The sequence below is a fragment of the Salegentibacter sp. 24 genome, from assembly GCF_004362395.1.
In the GTDB taxonomy this organism is placed as follows: domain Bacteria; phylum Bacteroidota; class Bacteroidia; order Flavobacteriales; family Flavobacteriaceae; genus Salegentibacter.
Map to the genome: position 1 here is coordinate 62355 of NZ_SNWE01000017.1, position 17903 is coordinate 80257.

16 protein-coding genes are annotated in these 17903 nt (G+C 42.2%); all 16 read left to right on the forward strand.

The genetic code is table 11. The features are described 5' to 3' along the window. The first annotated feature begins 129 nt into the window (after positions 1-129). A complete protein-coding gene (locus DET49_RS12775; RefSeq protein ID WP_133548482.1) occupies positions 130-546 on the forward strand; it encodes an HYC_CC_PP family protein in 417 nt (138 codons plus the stop codon). A 135-nt stretch (positions 547-681) separates the two neighbouring features. Next, positions 682-4464, forward strand: coding sequence for an efflux RND transporter permease subunit (locus DET49_RS12780; RefSeq protein WP_133548483.1), 3783 nt, complete (start codon positions 682-684; stop codon positions 4462-4464). Between the two features lie 16 nt (positions 4465-4480). Then, positions 4481-5737, forward strand: coding sequence for a TolC family protein (locus DET49_RS12785; protein WP_166636577.1), 1257 nt, complete (start codon positions 4481-4483; stop codon positions 5735-5737). A gap of 25 nt (positions 5738-5762) precedes the next feature. Further along, a complete protein-coding gene (locus DET49_RS12790) occupies positions 5763-7592 on the forward strand; it encodes an efflux RND transporter periplasmic adaptor subunit (RefSeq protein WP_133548484.1) in 1830 nt (609 codons plus the stop codon). Between the two features lie 43 nt (positions 7593-7635). Continuing rightward, positions 7636-8148 carry a DUF3347 domain-containing protein gene (locus tag DET49_RS12795; RefSeq protein ID WP_034892138.1) on the forward strand — a complete coding sequence of 171 codons (513 nt, stop codon included), beginning with the start codon at positions 7636-7638 and terminating at the stop codon, positions 8146-8148. A gap of 73 nt (positions 8149-8221) precedes the next feature. Continuing rightward, positions 8222-8668, forward strand: coding sequence for a hypothetical protein (locus DET49_RS18595; protein WP_037314436.1), 447 nt, complete (start codon positions 8222-8224; stop codon positions 8666-8668). A 37-nt stretch (positions 8669-8705) separates the two neighbouring features. Beyond that, on the forward strand, positions 8706-8885 hold the full coding sequence (locus DET49_RS12805; RefSeq protein ID WP_133548485.1) for a P-II family nitrogen regulator: 180 nt from the start codon (positions 8706-8708) through the stop codon (positions 8883-8885). A gap of 1 nt (position 8886) precedes the next feature. After that, on the forward strand, positions 8887-9039 hold the full coding sequence (locus tag DET49_RS12810; RefSeq protein ID WP_208109648.1) for a P-II family nitrogen regulator: 153 nt from the start codon (positions 8887-8889) through the stop codon (positions 9037-9039). Between the two features lie 124 nt (positions 9040-9163). After that, on the forward strand, positions 9164-9751 hold the full coding sequence (locus DET49_RS12815; RefSeq protein WP_034894378.1) for a DUF3347 domain-containing protein: 588 nt from the start codon (positions 9164-9166) through the stop codon (positions 9749-9751). Then, positions 9752-10204, forward strand: a complete 453-nt coding sequence (locus DET49_RS12820) for a heme-binding domain-containing protein (protein ID WP_034892144.1) — start codon at positions 9752-9754, stop codon at positions 10202-10204. It begins immediately after the preceding gene. A 279-nt stretch (positions 10205-10483) separates the two neighbouring features. Next, positions 10484-11053, forward strand: coding sequence for a helix-turn-helix domain-containing protein (locus tag DET49_RS12825; RefSeq protein WP_133548487.1), 570 nt, complete (start codon positions 10484-10486; stop codon positions 11051-11053). A 74-nt stretch (positions 11054-11127) separates the two neighbouring features. Further along, positions 11128-11676: a DUF3347 domain-containing protein gene (locus tag DET49_RS12830; RefSeq protein WP_133548488.1), complete on the forward strand. Its 549-nt coding sequence runs from the start codon at positions 11128-11130 to the stop codon at positions 11674-11676. 28 nt (positions 11677-11704) lie between these two features. Continuing rightward, entirely contained in the window at positions 11705-12196 is a 492-nt protein-coding gene (locus tag DET49_RS12835; RefSeq protein WP_075327061.1) for a DUF305 domain-containing protein, read from the forward strand. 147 nt (positions 12197-12343) lie between these two features. Further along, complete coding sequence (locus DET49_RS12840; protein WP_133548489.1) at positions 12344-14758, forward strand: multicopper oxidase domain-containing protein; 2415 nt, start codon at positions 12344-12346, stop codon at positions 14756-14758. Between the two features lie 5 nt (positions 14759-14763). After that, positions 14764-16080: an APC family permease gene (locus tag DET49_RS12845; protein WP_133548490.1), complete on the forward strand. Its 1317-nt coding sequence runs from the start codon at positions 14764-14766 to the stop codon at positions 16078-16080. Positions 16081-16187: 107 nt separating this feature from the next. Beyond that, positions 16188-17867: a multicopper oxidase family protein gene (locus DET49_RS12850; protein WP_037321878.1), complete on the forward strand. Its 1680-nt coding sequence runs from the start codon at positions 16188-16190 to the stop codon at positions 17865-17867. Positions 17868-17903: the final 36 nt, after the last annotated feature.

Genomic DNA, 17903 nt, shown 5'->3' on the forward strand with positions numbered 1-17903 from the left:
TTTATCATATTTTTAGAAGTTTGATTCTTTTATTTTTGTCGAAAATAGTATAGGAAGTAAAAGTTTAACATAACGAAAAGAATTATTAATGTTTTTATATTTCGTTGTTTTATATATATTTGCAGTCTTATGAAATCATTTTTCCATAAAATATTATCTGTAGCCTTAGCGAGCTTGGTATTTGTTACCACTATGTCGTTTACTGTAGATATGCATTATTGTGGAGATTCTTTGGTTGATTTTGCTTTATTTCATAATGCTCAAACCTGTGGAATGGAAAATCAATCATCCCAAAAAAGTTGTGAAGCAGGTTTTTCGGAAAAATCTTGCTGTTCAGATGCACAAATAGCGAATGACGGTCAAGATGATTTAAAAACATCTTACACCAATTTAAGCTTTGAGCATCAAGCCTTTGTTGCTACTTTCTTTTATACTTATATTAATCTTTTTGATGGACTGGATAAGAACATTGTTCCATTTAGAGATTATACACCTCCTTATCTTGTAAGGAACGTACAAAAACTACACGAAACTTATTTAATTTGATTTTAAACAGTTTCCGATAATTATCGGAAAGATTTGCTCTATGGTTACTTCCATCTTGGGCTTACTTTGTTGTGTTTAATTTTCTGATATTATCAGAAAGTTATTCAATGTATAACTGTTTAATTATCAATAAAGATGCTAAATAAAGGCATAAAATTTCTTATAGAAAACAAACTAGTAGCAATTATCCTCCTAGTCCTTTTTGTAGGCTGGGGCGTGGTAAATGCCCCTTTTAATTGGGAAACCGGTTTAATTCCGCGCGATCCCGTGGCGGTAGATGCCATCCCCGATATTGGCGAGAATCAACAAATTGTCTTTACCAAATGGGAGGGGAAATCCCCCCAGGATATAGAAGACCAGATTACCTATCCCCTTACTACTTCGCTCCTGGGAATTCCCGGTGTGAAAACCATCCGGAGTTCCTCTATGTTTGGGTTTTCCAGTATTTATATCATTTTTGAAGAGGATATTGAGTTTTACTGGAGCCGTAGCCGGATTTTGGAAAAACTCAATTCCCTGCCGGCAAACCTGCTTCCCGAAGGTGTAAACCCTGCCCTGGGTCCCGATGCTACCGGGCTGGGCCAGGTTTTTTGGTACACCTTAGAAGGACGTGACAAAGATGGCAATGTTACCGGGGGCTGGGATTTGCACGAACTGCGAAGCATTCAGGATTATTATGTGAAATATGGACTTTCCGGTGCCAGCGGGGTTTCCGAAGTTGCATCCATAGGTGGCTATGTGCAGGAATATCAGGTAGATGTGGATCCCGAACTGATGCGTCAATACGATATTTCCCTGGCACAGGTGGTAAAGGCCGTAAAGGAAACCAACCGTGATATTGGTGCACAAACCTTGGAAATAAATCAGGCCGAATATTTGGTACGTGGGCTGGGCTACGTTCAGGAAATAGAAGATATTGAAAATGCCGTGGTAACTTCAGAAGAATTTACCAGTATCAAAATAAGCGACATTGCCAAAGTAAACCTGGGTCCGGAAACCCGCCGTGGTATCCTGGACAAAGAAGGTGCCGAGGTGGTTGGCGGAGTGGTTGTGGCTCGTTATGGCGCAAATCCGCTGGAAGTAATCAATAATGTAAAGGATAAAATAAATGAACTTAGCCCCGGCCTGCCCACCAAGGTGCTGGAAGATGGTCGCGAGTCGCAGGTAACTATTGTTCCATTTTACGATCGTACGCAACTGATTCAGGAAACCCTGGGCACGCTTAATGAAGCCCTTACATTGGAAATCCTGATTACGGTACTCGTAATTATCGTTATGGTTTTTAACCTACGGGCCTCCATCCTCATTTCCGGTTTATTGCCAGTAGCGGTTTTAATGGTCTTTATCTCGATGAAGTTCTTTAATGTCGATGCCAATATCGTGGCCCTTTCCGGTATTGCCATTGCTATTGGGACCATGGTGGATGTGGGCGTGATCTTATCTGAAAATATCATCCGGCATCTCGATCAGGACAAAGAACGGAAATATTTGACCACGAATGAAATCGTGTACAATGCCACTGCCGAGGTTTCCGGGGCAATTATGACGGCCGTGCTTACCACCATTATCAGTTTCCTTCCCGTCTTTACTATGGTGGGGGCAGAGGGGAAACTGTTCCGCCCACTGGCATTTACCAAGACCATGGCACTGGTGGCTTCCCTAGTGGTTGCGCTTTTCCTTATTCCGCCATTTGCCGCATCTTTCTTTAAGAAACGGACCCGGCGTACTTCCGCGGGCTGGGTAATACAGGGGATTCTGATAATTGCAGGGCTTACCGCTATTGTTTTTGGATATTTCATCGGTATTGTCCTAATTGCTTTTGGCGTAACCGGAATACTGCTTCTTAAAAAGAAAATTAGTTCCAAAAGATCAAATGTTATCAATATAGCTATTTCGGCTTTCGCCATAGTGCTACTTTTAGCCGAGTATTGGCGTCCGTTGGGTCTGGAAAAAAGTGTTTTCTGGAATTTTATTGTGGTAGGGATTATATCCTTTGGTTTGCTGGGTGTTTTTGCCCTGTTCCAAAAATTTTATACCCGCATCCTCAATTGGGCCTTGCGCAATAAGTTGTTGTTCTTGTCGGTGCCCACCGTTTTGGTTATTCTCGGTTTTATGATTATGCGCAACATTGGGCAGGAATTTATGCCCTCACTCAATGAAGGCTCCTTCTTGTTGATGCCCACTTCGCTGCCCCATGCAGGTGTAGAGGAGAACAAGCGGGTCTTGCAGCAGCTGGATATGGCCGTGGCCGCTATCCCGGAAATCGAGACCGTGGTGGGCAAAGCCGGCCGCACAGAGTCAGCTCTCGATCCCGCGCCGCTTTCTATGTATGAAAACGTCATTCAGTATAAATCGGAATATATGCTGAATGAAGACGGTGAGCGACAGCGCTACCGGGTAAATGAAGATGGTTTGTTTTTGCTGAAAAACGGAAAACTGGCGATAAATCCAAGTTTAGAGGTGGACGAAGATGCAGCTGGCAGTTATAATGACAGCGAAATCGTGGAATTCCACCGCGTAAAAAACAAACAGCTCATTCCAGATGATGACGGGGAATATTACCGTAACTGGCGCCCCGAAATAGAGTCGCCAGATGATATCTGGAACGAGATCACCGCCGCCACCAAGCTGCCGGGGGTAACCTCGGCGCCCAAGCTCCAGCCCATCGAGACACGGCTGGTAATGCTTCAAACGGGGATGCGCGCACCTATGGGAATCAAAGTGCAGGGGCAAAACCTTCGACAAATAGAAGATTTTGGACTCCAACTGGAAGACCTGTTAAAGCAAGTGGAAGGTGTAAAAGACGAAGCCGTTTTTGCCGACCGTATTGTTGGAAAACCTTACCTGCTTCTTGATATCAAGCGTGAACGTTTGGCTCGTTATGGTATTAGCATAGAAGAAGTTCAGCAACTTTTGGAGGTTGCTGTGGGAGGAAAACGCCTAAGTCAAACGGTGGAAGGACGCGAACGCTACGGTGTACGCGTGCGCTACCCAAGGGAATTGCGGGACAGCCCGGAAGATATGGGTAATATCTATGTTCCGGTTGAGGGCGGCTCGCCGGTGCCGTTAGATGAGTTGGTAGATATCCGTTACGAGCAGGGGCCGCAGATAATAAAGAGTGAAGATACCTTCCTTATTGGCTATGTGCTTTTCGATAAACTCGATGGTTTTGCCGAAGTGGATGTAGTAGAAAATGCCCAGGCCCTTATTCAGGATAAAATCAATAACGGGGAGCTTAGCGTGCCCAAAGGCCTCAGTTATAAATTCACGGGGACTTATGAAAACCAGATTCGCGCTGAAAAGACGCTTAGCATTGTGGTGCCATTGGCACTGATGATTATCTTTTTGATCCTGTACTTTCAGTTTCAAAAAGTTTCTACCTCGCTTATGATCTTTAGTGGGATCCTCGTGGCTTTTGCTGGCGGGTTTATCCTTATTTGGCTCTATGGTCAGGGTTGGTTCCTGAATTTCGATTTTTTTGGCGAAAACCTTCGGGATATGTTTCAGATAAAAACCATAAACCTGAGTGTGGCGGTATGGGTAGGCTTTATCGCCCTCTTTGGCATTGCGACCGATGATGGCGTTGTAATGGGGACCTACCTTACCCAAACTTTTGACCGGAACGAGCCCAAGAGCCGAAAGGAAATCCGTAAATCGGTGGTGGAAGCAGGGTCCAAGCGTGTTCGCCCCGCCTTGATGACCACGGCTACAACAATCCTGGCACTCCTGCCCGTGCTTACGTCCTCGGGGCGTGGCAGCGATATTATGATCCCTATGGCCATCCCCGCCGTTGGTGGTATGTCTATAGCATTAATCACATTGTTTGTAGTACCGGTGTTATTTAGTTGGAGAAAAGAAGCCGGCATAAAAACCCTGGAGACGGCGAATAATGACAAGAGAATTGAAAATAGAAAATAGAAGAAAGCCTTTTACTATGAAATCAAAAGATATTTTAATAATAAAATTGAATAGAAGAAGCGGAATGCTAGCGGTGATTGTCTCTCTTTTCTTTTTTCTTACAGGAACAGCCCAGCAGCTCCAGCCTTACCTTACCCAGGCTTTGGAAAATAACCCGAAGATACAGGCGTTTGAACTGCGTTATGAAACGGCCCGGGAGAGGATTGAAGAAGTTGGGGTACTCCCGGAAACCCAGTTCAGCGTAGGCTATTTTGCCAGCGAACCAGAGACCCGAACGGGCCCACAGCAGTACAAACTATCGGTGCAACAAATGATTCCGTGGTTTGGGACTATCACGGCAAGGGAGAATTATGCATCAAGCCTTGCCGATGCCCAATATGTGGAAATCGCCACGGCCCAGAGGCAACTGCTGCTAAATGTGGCCGAAAATTATTACAGGCTTTATGCCATTAGGGCAAAGCAACGCGTATTGGAGGAAAATATAGACCTGCTGGAAGCCTATGAGCAGCTTGCACTTACTTCCCTTGAAGTGAACCAAGCTTCATCGGTAGATGTGCTTCGCCTGCAAATGCGGCAAAACCAGCTACGGGAACGTTTTGAAAACTTCGATGAAGAATTTAAGGCGGAAAAAGTCACTTTCAATACCCTGCTCAATACTGAACCCGGTGCCGCGGTAGAAGTTTATGACTCCCTGGCGGTGCCAAAGGAAGACCCAGTACAGTTGCCAGAAGTGCCACAGGTGCACCCGGAGTTGTTGCGTTTTGACAAGCTGTATGAATCGGTAGGAGAAGCAGAAAAAATGAACCGAAAGGAAGCCCTGCCCGATCTGGGATTTGGCCTGGATTATGTTTCGGTGGGGGAAGCTACCGCGATGGAAGCCCCGGACAGCGGGAAAGACATCCTGATGCCGATGGTTTCGATCACGATTCCAATTTTCGGCAATAAATATAAATCGGTTACCCGGCAGAACGAACTGAAGCAACGCGAGCTCAATGCACAACGGAAGAACCGGCATAATGAGTTGGTGTCGCGCCTGGAAGCCGCGGTGAGCAATAGGGCAGAGGCACGCATAAGCTACCGTACCCAGCTGCTCAACATCGAGCAAGCCAATGATGCCGAAGAAATCCTCAGGCGGAATTACGAAACCGGTACCATAGATTTTAATGATGTGCTGGACGTACAGGAGTTACAGCTAAATTTTCAGCTGAATCTGATAGAAGCAGTAAAAAACTATTACCAGGCTAGTGCAAACATCAATTATTTAAGTGAATAATTCAGAATAAATTAAAACAAAAACGATGAAGAAATATATCATTTACACCGGATTACTGCTAGGAGGACTGCTCCTGGGCTATCTGTTTTTTGGTGGCAATTCGTCTGAAAAAAATGTCGAAACAGCCACTACAGAAGAACATAATCACGAGCAGGAAAACCAGCTGTGGACCTGCTCTATGCACCCGCAGATTATGCAGCCCGAACCTGGCGATTGTCCCATTTGCGGGATGGATCTTATCCCTGCCGAGAGTGGTGGTGGCGAAGTTGGGCCGCAACAAATAGAAATGTCTGAAACCGCCCTGGCACTGGCCAATATCCACACCATGGAAATAGGCGATAGCCTCTCCGGGGAACACGATTTGGTACTTTCAGGGAAAATCGTGAAGAATGAAGAAGCAAAAAGTGTGCAGGCTTCATATTTTGGAGGCAGAATAGAAAACCTTTATATAAATTACACCGGGGAGGAAGTACGCCGCGGACAGGTGCTGGCCACTATTTATTCCCCAGAGCTGGTCTCTGCCCAGCAGGAATTGCTTACCGCTGCGGGGATGAAGGACTCTCAGTCCCGGTTATACGAATCTGTACGCCGAAAATTGAAATTATGGAAACTCAGCGACAAGCAAATTGAAGAAATTGAAGCTTCTGGGGAAGTTAAAGAATATTTCCCTATTTATGCTACGGTTTCAGGTACGGTGACCGAAAAACTGGTGGAAGAAGGTGATTATGTAGAGCAGGGCCAGTCCCTTTATGAGATTGCCAACCTTAGTATTGTATGGGCACAATTTGATGCTTATGAAAACCAGATTGCCCAGCTTGAAGAAGGGCAACAGATTAGCGTGACTGCCAATGCCTTGCCGGGAAAAGAATATGAAGTGCCCATTACTTTTATTGAACCACTGCTTAATACTGCCACCCGTACGGTAACTGTACGTGCAGTCCTGCCCAATAAGGAAGGTCGTCTAAAACCCGGAATGTTCGTGCGTGGAAAAGTGGCACCGGCCAAGAAAAAAAATGCAGATATTGAAGAACCTCAGCTTATTACAGTGCCAAAATCGGCCGTGATGTGGACCGGGGAACGTTCGCTGGTTTACGTACAACCCAATCCAGACAGGCCTGTCTTTGAAATGAGGGAAGTGAGCCTGGGTGCCGCAGCGGGTGGTAATTATGCGGTTACAGATGGCTTGAGTACCGGAGAGCGCATTGTGGTAAACGGTGCCTTTACCGTAGATGCTGCCGCACAACTCCAGGGCAAAAAGTCTATGATGAACAAGGACGGAGGCAAGACATCTACCGGTCACGAGGGCCACGCCGGTATGGACATGGCAGGTAGCGAGGGTAATGCCAATATGGAAACGGCAGGAACCGGCAACGTTGACCATACCGAAATGCAGGAACGCATCGTGGTACCTGAAGAGTTCACCAACCAGCTAAATGGCGTTTTTGATCAATATTTGAAGTTGAAAAACGCCCTGGTGGAAGATGAGGCCAAAACCGCCCAAGCAACTGCAAATAAAGTACTGGAAGCAATGAACAAGATAGATATGAGTCTTTTAGAGGATCGTGAAGCTCACGACCACTGGATGCTGATTTCAAAAGAAGTAATTGGTGCTGCGGAAAAAATAACGGAGAGTGAAGATATTTCTACTCAGCGGGATCATTTTAAACACCTGTCTGCCCATTTGAGCAAAGCGATGCAACTTTTTGGAGTGGGACAGACCGTTTATAAGCAATTTTGCCCTATGGCAGATGACAATGCGGGAGCCTACTGGCTCAGCCGTTCAGAAGAGATCAAAAACCCTTATTACGGTAGCGCAATGTTAACCTGCGGCGAAATCGTGGAAACTATAAACTAAAGCAGGGAAGAACAAATTTTTATAACCTTTAAAACCTATTAAGATGAAAAGAACAATGATGATGCTCCTTCTAACTTTGTTAAGCATGGGAGTTTATGCACAACACGACCACGACAATATGGCTGGTCATGGTGAAGAAATGCAAATGTCGCCTAAGTTCAAAGACAAAGATCTGGGCGCTGCTTATGAACATTACCTATTGGTAAAGGACGCTTTAGTGGCTTCAAATGATGCAAAGGCCGCCAAGCATTCGATGAAACTCGAGAAAACTTTGGCAAAAGTGGAAAATGCTGAGACGGCTCGCAAAGAAGCTTCGCAAATGGCCGGTGCCACTTCTCTGGAAGACCAACGTGACAATTTTAATGCTCTTAGCGATGCAATGTTGAAACTGGTTAAAAATGGGAAGCTTGCCAAAGGTGAAATTTACCTGGAATATTGCCCTATGGCAAACTCTAATAAAGGCGGCTATTGGCTTTCCAATGAAAAGGCGATCAAGAACCCATATATGGGCCAAAAAATGCTGAAATGTGGTAGTGTAAAAGAAACTATCAATTAATAAAGTCCTGCAAGGTATGGATAGACTCTTTTTTATAGGTCTATCCATTTTGCAGGCACAAAATTAGATTGAAATGAAAAATACATTCAAAGTTCTAACAGCGGTATTTCTTCTGGCCGTGGTTTTTGGTGCTTGTAACTCCTCTGGGGAGCAGCAAAAACAAAAAAAGCAAGACAAACTGGCTACAGAAATTAGTACAAGTACCGCCAATAAACAAACCTTTTCTTTAGATTTTCAGATAGGAGACAAGTTGCCTAATGACCTGGTATGTATGGTAAACGATGCCTATATGGCCAAACCGCAAATCCCGGTTCCGGTAAACGGGAAAACCTATTATGGTTGCTGCGAGATGTGCGTGGGCACCTTGAACAACGAAGAATCTGCAAGGATGGCCACCGATCCCCAAACAGGGGAAAGAGTGGATAAAACCGAAGCTTTTATTGTACTGCTTGACGCGAATGGCCGGGTTGGCTATTTTAATTCAGAAGCGAATTACACAGCTTACACAAAAAAGAGCTAGGCATAACAAAACTTATTTCAACTTAAATTTAGAAGATATGAATGAGATCAAAGCCTTTATCAGACCCGAAAGACTTAGTGAAGTGACCATGAATCTGCGGGAAGAAAACTTTTGTTGTTTTACCGTATTTCAAGGCGAGGGGGTTGGAGATTACACTGATTCCAAAACCGCTTCCCCCCAGTTTGAATTTTCCATTTATGCACAGCAAAGTCATTAAAATGGAGATAGTGTTCGAAAAAGAGGATGTAGATAAAATTGTAAATATTATAAAAGTAAGTGCCCGTACTGGCAAAAGCGGGGACGGGCTCATCTATGTAAGCGACGTGGAACAGCGTATAAAAATAAGGACTGGGGAAAAGGAAAGCCGGTAAGTGCTTTTTTTGTTTCCGGTCGAACAACCAAGTAAAATACTAAGTTCCGGGCTGTGTTTTATGGCATCCGGAAAATTTAATTAATTGCAGTAACAGAAATATCAACCTTTTAAAAACAAGAAAAATGAAAACAGTAAAAGTAAGTTTGGGAGTGATGGCTATGGCATTTGCCGTAATAAGCACTTCTTGCAAGAACAACGAGAAAAACAGCAATACAACTATTGAAGACGCGGCGACCGAGCGCGCTGTCCCGATGGAAGAAAACAGGATGGAAAGCAGCAATGCTGCCCAAACCGATGCCAGCCTGACCACATACTTGGAGCTTAAAAATGCCTTGGTAAATGACGATCAGGAGGCCGCGGCCAAAGCCGGGGAAAAAATGGTGGGACAGTTAAAGACCTTTAAAACGGAAAACTACGAACAGAACGACCAACAAGAACTGCAAGATATCATAGAAGACGCCACTGAGCATGCCGAACACATTGCGGAAAGCCCCATAGGCCACCAGCGGGAACATTTCGACATTTTGAGCAAGGACATGATAGACCTGATTGACATTGTCGGAACCAGCCAAAAGTTGTACCAAGCTTATTGCCCGATGTACAATAATAACAAAGGTGCACAGTGGTTGAGTGTAACCAAAGAAATCAAAAATCCCTATTATGGAAGTAAAATGATGGATTGCGGAGAGGTGCAAAGAGAAATTAACTAAATGAAGACAATCAAAATCATTGCACTGGTTTTTTTAGTTGTGTTGGTGGGCATCCAGTTTGTGCCCACCAATCGCAACCAAAGTGAAGTGGTGCCAAAATCAGATTTTATGCTGGTGAACAATGTCCCGAAAGACGTACAGGATAAATTAAAGGTTTCCTGTTATGATTGCCATAGCAACAATACAGCATACCCTTGGTACAATAAAATACAACCAGCTGCCTGGTTTTTAGAGGATCATATAAAAGAAGGAAAAGATGAATTGAATTTTAATGAATGGGGTGAATATTCCGACCGAAGAAAAAACAGCAAACTCCGGTCAATCATCAGTCAGATTGAAGATGATGAAATGCCACTGGACTCCTACACTTTTATTCATGGGGATGCGAAACTTTCCAAAGAAGAAAAAACAGAAATGATACAATATATGACCCAGCTTAAAAATAGTTTATAGGGGATTTTTAAAATAAACAATATCATATCCCAAAAAAGGAAAGGAATTTTTTCATTGATTGGTTAGTTAATCTTTTTCTTTTGAGAGTATGATGTTAAAGTCCTGTGAGGGAAGAGTGTTTTTTGTTTAATTAGTTTATAAAGCCTCTTTCCTTGACAGGCACAAAGATTAAAAAATAAAATATTGTTAGACTACTGGGAAAAACATGGGCGTGGTAGCTTAAATAAATGCTTAGGGTATGATAAAAAATAAATTTTTAAAAAACATTACCAAAAAATTATCATGGTAGAAGTCTTTGTTAAAAATATGGTCTGTAACCGGTGTATTAAAGTAATTAAAAACGAGTTACTTGAAGCCGGGGTGGAAGTAACAAAAGTAGAACTAGGCCGGGTAGTTTATAAAAGCAAAAATATAGCTCGTGATTCTAAAAAGTTAGAAAAGGTCCTCGATGAAAATGGTTTTGAAATATTGGAGGGATCCGATAAAATTTTAGTCGAGAAGGTAAAACAAAGTCTTATACGGCTTTTGGAAAACCTTCCCCTGCAAAAAACGGGGACTTTATCCAGCTACTTATCCAAAGAAACCGAAACTGATTATTCGCGCTTGAGTCGAATTTTTTCCTATACCGAAAATATAACGGTGGAAAAGTATTTTATAAAACTGAAAATTGAAAAGGTAAAAGAACTTATCCAGTTCAAGACCTATAATTTTACCGAGATAAGTGAGCTATTGGATTATACTAATGTAAATTATCTTTCCCGGCAATTTAAAGCAGAAACAGGGATGAATTTATCTGAATATAAGGAACTTAATAAAAATTTTAGAAATTCTTTAGACCAAATTTTATAGATGTTTAACCAAATTATGACAATATATCTTTTTTCTAACCAGTAATTTAGGAACAAATTAAAACCAGTCAAGATATGAAAAATAGATTTTTAAGTTTTAGTGTGTTTTTATTTAGTGTAATTGTATTTACTTCCTGCCTTGATAACAAAGCAAAACAATCGGTAGGAATAGACACCCCTGAAGAGGTTAAAAAAGCCGAAGGGAAAACAGCAGATATCGCCGATCAGGATTTTATAGATGGAATGACGGGAAAAATATGGCATAACTACCTGGAAATAAAAATAGCATTGACCAATGCTGATGCAGGCCAGGTACAGGATGCGTCTCAAAGTATGGTAGCCTCTTTTTCAGAAGAAAGAACAGAACTGAAAGCTATTGCACAACAATTATCTGAAACCAGCGAGCTGGAAAAACAAAGGGAATTATTCGCAGCATTTACAGAAAAAGCTGGGCCTATGTTTGAAGATGCATTATCTGGTGGTACGATCTATAAAAAGTTCTGTCCTATGGCTTTTGACAATAAAGGAGCCTATTGGTATGCTGATATCGAAGAAATAAACAATCCATATTTCGGTGATAAAATGCCCAATTGTGGTTCCGTAAAAAAGACAATTAAAAAGTAAAAACCAACCTAACCAAAACCAAAAAATAATGAATTCAGAAGCAAAAAACCACCATAAAACTGGTGGTAGCAATTACGGTAGATTTTTTCTAATGCTCGGGTTATCTTTTATAGCCATGTACATTACCATGTACCTGAATACCTACGAATTTGATCATGTTTATTTCAGCTTGACCCGTTTTTATATGACCTGTTTGGGGATAGCGGCAATGGCGGTAATTATGTTGTCGTTGATGTTGAAAATGTATAAAAATAAGAAGAAGAATATAGCAATTTACGTGGGTAGCCTGGTGCTGTTTGTCTCTGCTTTAGGTTTAGTACGAGCACAACGACCTATTATTGGCGACGTTTTATATATGAAGGCAATGATTCCCCACCATTCGATTGCGATTTTAACTAGTAAGCGGGCAGATATTAAAGATCCTGAAACCAAGAAACTGGCAGAAGAGATTATTGAGGCCCAGAAACGGGAGATTGCCCAGATGAAGAAGATCATTTATCGTTTGGAGAACGAGGAATAATATTAAGCGAGACCCCACAGGTTTTGAAAACCTGTGGGGTCTTCTTTAAATAATCAATGTAGAATATTTTCAACAGGATCGATCTTTTTAGCCTTGTTAAAGCCTTACTAATGAAACCTAAAATATTTAGACATTAAAATATCAAGAATGAAAAATAATTTTTTTTTAATATTAACTTTGTGTTCAATGATGATTTCCTATGGCCAACGGCACATGGAAAAATCTGTTGAAGGAAATATAAATAATTTACCGGTACACGAATATAACCTGACCATAGACCAGGAAAAGGTTACTAAAGCCGAAGGCAAAGAGGTCATGGGGATGACCATTAACGGGGGAATCCCCGGCCCGACCCTGGAATTTACCGAAGGCGAATATGCGGTGATCTATGTTGAAAATAAAATGGATGTGGAAACTTCCATTCACTGGCATGGGATGATTTTGCCAAATTTCTTTGATGGTGTCCCTTATTTAACCACGCCACCCATTAAACCGGGCGAAACCTTTAAATATGAATTTGAGATCAAACAACATGGTACATACTGGTACCATTCCCATACCATGTTACAGGAACAAAGTGGGGTATATGGCTCTCTGCTAATCAATCCAAGAGAAAAAACATTGGAGTATGACAAAGACCTGGTGCTGGTACTTTCAGACTGGACCAATGAAAAACCCAAAAATGTGCTTAGGTTCCTAAAAAGGGGCACAGAATGGTATAATATTAAAAAAGGTACTGCCACCCCACTTAATCAGGTAATAAAGCGTGGAGCTTTGGGCGCACAAATTGATTTTTGGAGACAACGGATGGAAGGTGCCGATATTGCTGATATTTACTATCCTGCATTTTTAATAAATGGTGAGGAGAAAATAGAATATCCCGAATTCAAGCCTGGGGAAAAAGTTAGAATGAGAATTATTAATGGAGCTGCCTCTACTTCTTTCTGGATGACCTTTGGAGGTAATATGCCTACGCTGGTTTCTGCTGATGGTGTAGATGTAGTGCCGGTGGAGAAAAATAAAACCTTTATTGCAGTAGCAGAAACCTATGATTTTATTGTCACCATACCCGATGATGGCAAAATGGAATTTAAAATTACTGCACAGGATGGTTCTGGGACAGCTTCAGCTTTTCTAGGCACCGGTAGGATACTTCCCGCCCCTAATGTGCCCAGGCCCGATAAAATTGGGATGATGCAAAAAATGGCAAAAATGGATATGAAAATGGGGGCACCAGCCCTTAAATTCAATCCAAAAAATGTTGATCCCTATGAAATGATGGATAAGTGGGGAATGCAAATGGATGAGATGGACATGGAAGCGATGAACCATGGCGATATGAATATGAAAAAAGAGGGAGATATGCAGGCCATGGACCACTCTAAAATGGATCATTCCAAAATGGACATGAAGAAGGACTCCACAATGGCCAATAAGGACCATAGTGTGAAGATGAAAAAGGACTCTATGAAAATGGCCGGTGGCGGGAAAAAAACCATGCAGATGGATAAGATGAAAGGAATGGAGCAAGGAAAAATGCCGGGTATGGATATGTTTTCAGAATATAACTATGATTACCTGGAATCTAAAAATCCTACAACACATCCCGAAGATGCGCCTGTAAAGGAAATCCTGCTGAATTTAACCGGAAATATGGCCCGCTATGTTTGGAGCTTAAACGGGGTGCCCCTGGCCGAAACCGATAAAATAAAAATTGAAGGTGATGGGGTTACCAGGATCACCTTTAACAACCTTACCATGATGCACCACCCTATGCATCTACATGGGCATTTTTTCAGGGTAATTAATAAAAACGGAGAACATTCCCCTTTGAAACATACCGTCAATGTCCCGCCCATGCAAAAAGTGACTATCGAGTTTTATGGGAACGAATATGGTGACTGGTTCCTGCATTGCCACATCTTGTATCATCTGGATTCAGGTATGGCAAGAGTGGTAAGTTATGATACCAAAAGGGACGATAGAATGAAGCCTTACCCTCTAAGTAATTTAGTCCGGGAAACCAATAAATTCTATACCTGGGGAATGTTAGATGCTGCTTCACATATGACAGGACTTAATGTAGTGAGTTCAAATATAAGAAATCAATTTACTGCTTTGGCTGAATACGGCTGGAACCAGAACCTTGAAGCCGAATTTACCTATGAATATTATCTTTATGACTGGGTTCGACTTTTTGGTGGGGTGAATGTCGAGAATGAAATGGAAAACAGCATGGAAGAACTCAGTACCACCGCCATTGGAGGTATTAGGTATTTTACTCCCTATATGTTTGCTTTAGACCTTCGTGTAGATAATAAATTGAGGCCCCAAATTAGCCTTGCCCGGGAAGTTATGATCTTCCCTCGACTTGTTTTATTCGGGGAATATGAATTCCAGGCAGATTTTGGCTGGGTCAATGATCTTGAACCAGGAAAAGATTTTGAAGATGAGCAAGTATGGAGCGCCGGGCTGGAATATTTTCTTGGTAAGAACTTTTCATTAATGGGAAGTTATGACAATAGATTTGGCGCCGGAGGTGGATTATCATTACGATTCTAAACAATATGGGAAATTATAAAGAAAACAGTCTAAGCCTGGTGGGTGCAATATCCATGGGAACCAATGTTATGATTGGTGCAGGGATCTTTGCGCTTCTTGGTCAAGTGGCAGAACTTTCTGGTGAGTATTTTCCAATAGCTTTTATTGTGGGTGGAATTATATCAGGATTTAGTGCTTATTCTTATACCAAAATGTCCAATGCGTATCCATCTGCAGGAGGTATCGCCATGTATTTGGAGAAAGCTTATGGAAAAGGTATTGTAACTGCTTTTGCAGCTTTGCTGATGACGTTCTCTATGATTATTAATGAAAGTCTGGTGGCCAGAACCTTTGGTAGTTATACGTTGCAATTGTTCGATGCGCCAAAAGACAGTTATCTCATTCCTGTTTTAGGGGTGGGCCTACTCATTTTAGCCTTTGTAATTAATATTGCGGGCAATAAGGTAATAGGGAAATCCTCCCTTGCCATGGCGGTCCTCAAAACCGGTGGATTATTGATCTTTGCCGGAGGGGCTATCTATGCCTCGGGTTTTGTAGTGTCAGATTTGGTGCCTTCAGGAGGTACCGGCGGGGAAAGGGGGGTAATGGAGTACCTTGGAGCACTGGCTTTATCTATCCTTGCCTATAAGGGTTTTACTACTATAACCAATAGTGGTGGTGAAATTGTGAAACCACACAAAAACGTGAGCAGGACCATAGTTATATCTTTATTGATCTGCGGGGTGACCTATTTACTGGTTTCCTGGGGGGTTATTTCCAATCTAAATATTCCTGAAATCATTGAGGCCAAAGATTATAGTCTAGCTGAAGCTTCCAGGCCATTATTTGGTCAATTTGGTTTATGGTTTACCGTGGCTATTGCTATTATCGCCACTATTTCTGGAGTAATTGCCAGTGTTTTTGCAGTTTCAAGAATGACTGCTATGTTAACCGACATGAAGTTGATACCTCACAGTCACTTTGGTATGAAAGGGAGTATACAAAAGCATATGCTGGTGTATATTATAGTAATTGCCATTGTGCTTACTATCTTTTTCGACCTTTCCAGGATAGCCTCTCTTGGCGCAATATATTATTTGGTGATGGATATTATTATTCATTGGGGAGTGCTTACCAAAATGAGAAAGGACATAGAAGCCAAAGCTGGGATCGTAATAAGCGCAATAATTCTGGATGTGGTAGTTTTGGGTTCCTTCGTTTATATTAAAATAGAACGTGATCCCACCCTAATTTGGATAGCATTTGGTTCTATGTTGCTCATATTTTTAGGTGAAAAATGGTTTCTAAATCGAAAACCTCCAGAAAAAGGGGCGGTAGATTAGCTGTTAAGCAGCCTGCGACTTTTAAGTTGTCGAAGTATCTAAAATTTAAGCGGGGCTGTAACTTTCCTTGTGCTGAAATTGTTACGGATGCCATTCAAAATAATATAATGATGAAAAAAAACGTAAACAGAAGGAATTTTATACAAACTGCAAGCCTGGCAGCAGCAGGTTTCTATGTAATGCCTTTTTTTGCCTCCTGTAAATCGGATACCTCCACCCGGCATCCTGAGACCGTAAATAAAATGGACAAGGATTTTATTGCCGATTTAGATCTACAACTTACCGCATTACCTTCCCAGACCAGCATCTATCCAAACAGTAGTACCAAAACATATTCCTATAAAGCATCTATCATAAAAGGTAGCGAAGATAATTTACAAAATATAGAGGGTAGCTATTTAGGACCTGTTATTCGGGTAAAGAAAGGGGATAAGGTTAGGGTGAGGTATGAAAACCAGATTCCGGCCGAATCTATTGTGCACTGGCATGGCCTGCACGTGTCTCACGAGAATGATGGCCACCCAGAGCATGTAATAAGTGAAGGCGAAACCTACTATTATGAATTTGAAGTAATGAACAGGGCTGGAACGTATTGGTTTCACCCACATCCGCATAAACATACCGGGGAACAGGTATATAAGGGACTGGCAGGATTGTTTATCGTATCTGATAAAGAAGAAGGAAAATTAAATCTACCCCAGGGTGAATATGATATTCCCGTGGTGATCCAGGACAGGACTTTTAATGATAATAAACAGCTCCAATACCTGGGCGATGGAGAGATGGATCGAATGCAGGGTTTTTTAGGTGAGCAAATATTGATCAATGGTAAAATTGATAATACCCTGAACCTGGGCGCAAACGGGAAATATCGTTTAAGGCTCTTAAACGGTTCCAATTCCAGGGCTTATAAGTTGGCGTGGGACAATGGTGAACCTATCACAGTATTTGGTGTGGACGGGGGGCTATTGGAAGCGCCAAAAAAATTGCCCTATCTAATTTTAGGGCCAGCGCAGCGGGTAGATGTATGGTTGGATTTATCTCAACAGTCAGAAAATAGTCGTATTAAACTGGTCCATTTACCTATCCCACTGGACATGATGGGTGGTGGCATGATGAATGGCGGGATGATGGGAAATAGCAGTAGCAATCACTTGCCTTATGACACTCAGTTTGATATTCTGGAAATAAATGTGGGGGCTTTCGCAGAAAACAATGCTCAATTACCTGGTGAGCTCAGTTCTTTCAATACATTGGCGGCCACAGATGCCATCAATAAAGACAATCCCAGGACTTTCACCTTCGCTATGGGCGGAATGATGGAATGGACCATTAACGGTCGCACCTATAATGGCACCGAAGTAGCCGAAGAAGAGACCGTGAAATTAGATACTACCGAAATTTGGCGTATCAATAATGGAAACCAGTTTTCTTCAGATCCTGATGATGACAGCGGAATGATGGGCGGCGGAATGCATGGCAACGGCGGAATGATGGGCGGTCAGGGAGGCATGGGAAATATGATGCAAATGCCACATCCTGTTCATATCCACCAATTACAATTCAACATCTTAAACCGAAACGCTGATAAGGTAGATGATAAGCTTTGGGAAGCAACCAAAGACGGTTTTATCAACGAAGGCTGGCAGGACAGCGTTTATCTTTTACCAGGAATGCAAATGGATTTGATCATGCGATTTGAAGACTATAAAGGATTGTTTCTATACCATTGCCATAATCTGGAGCATGAGGATATGGGCATGATGAGAAACTTTAAAATAGTGTAGAAAGGACAGGATAAGGGAATTATAAAAAATAAACTG

Coding starts and splice junctions, on each gene's coding strand:
- DET49_RS12775 (WP_133548482.1), top strand. CDS start 130: ATGAAATCATTTTTCCATAAAATATTATCTGTAGCCTTAGCGAGCTTG.
- DET49_RS12780 (WP_133548483.1), top strand. CDS start 682: ATGCTAAATAAAGGCATAAAATTTCTTATAGAAAACAAACTAGTAGCA.
- DET49_RS12785 (WP_166636577.1), top strand. CDS start 4,481: ATGAAATCAAAAGATATTTTAATAATAAAATTGAATAGAAGAAGCGGA.
- DET49_RS12790 (WP_133548484.1), top strand. CDS start 5,763: ATGAAGAAATATATCATTTACACCGGATTACTGCTAGGAGGACTGCTC.
- DET49_RS12795 (WP_034892138.1), top strand. CDS start 7,636: ATGAAAAGAACAATGATGATGCTCCTTCTAACTTTGTTAAGCATGGGA.
- DET49_RS18595 (WP_037314436.1), top strand. CDS start 8,222: ATGAAAAATACATTCAAAGTTCTAACAGCGGTATTTCTTCTGGCCGTG.
- DET49_RS12805 (WP_133548485.1), top strand. CDS start 8,706: ATGAATGAGATCAAAGCCTTTATCAGACCCGAAAGACTTAGTGAAGTG.
- DET49_RS12810 (WP_208109648.1), top strand. CDS start 8,887: ATGGAGATAGTGTTCGAAAAAGAGGATGTAGATAAAATTGTAAATATT.
- DET49_RS12815 (WP_034894378.1), top strand. CDS start 9,164: ATGAAAACAGTAAAAGTAAGTTTGGGAGTGATGGCTATGGCATTTGCC.
- DET49_RS12820 (WP_034892144.1), top strand. CDS start 9,752: ATGAAGACAATCAAAATCATTGCACTGGTTTTTTTAGTTGTGTTGGTG.
- DET49_RS12830 (WP_133548488.1), top strand. CDS start 11,128: ATGAAAAATAGATTTTTAAGTTTTAGTGTGTTTTTATTTAGTGTAATT.
- DET49_RS12835 (WP_075327061.1), top strand. CDS start 11,705: ATGAATTCAGAAGCAAAAAACCACCATAAAACTGGTGGTAGCAATTAC.
- DET49_RS12840 (WP_133548489.1), top strand. CDS start 12,344: ATGAAAAATAATTTTTTTTTAATATTAACTTTGTGTTCAATGATGATT.
- DET49_RS12845 (WP_133548490.1), top strand. CDS start 14,764: ATGGGAAATTATAAAGAAAACAGTCTAAGCCTGGTGGGTGCAATATCC.
- DET49_RS12850 (WP_037321878.1), top strand. CDS start 16,188: ATGATGAAAAAAAACGTAAACAGAAGGAATTTTATACAAACTGCAAGC.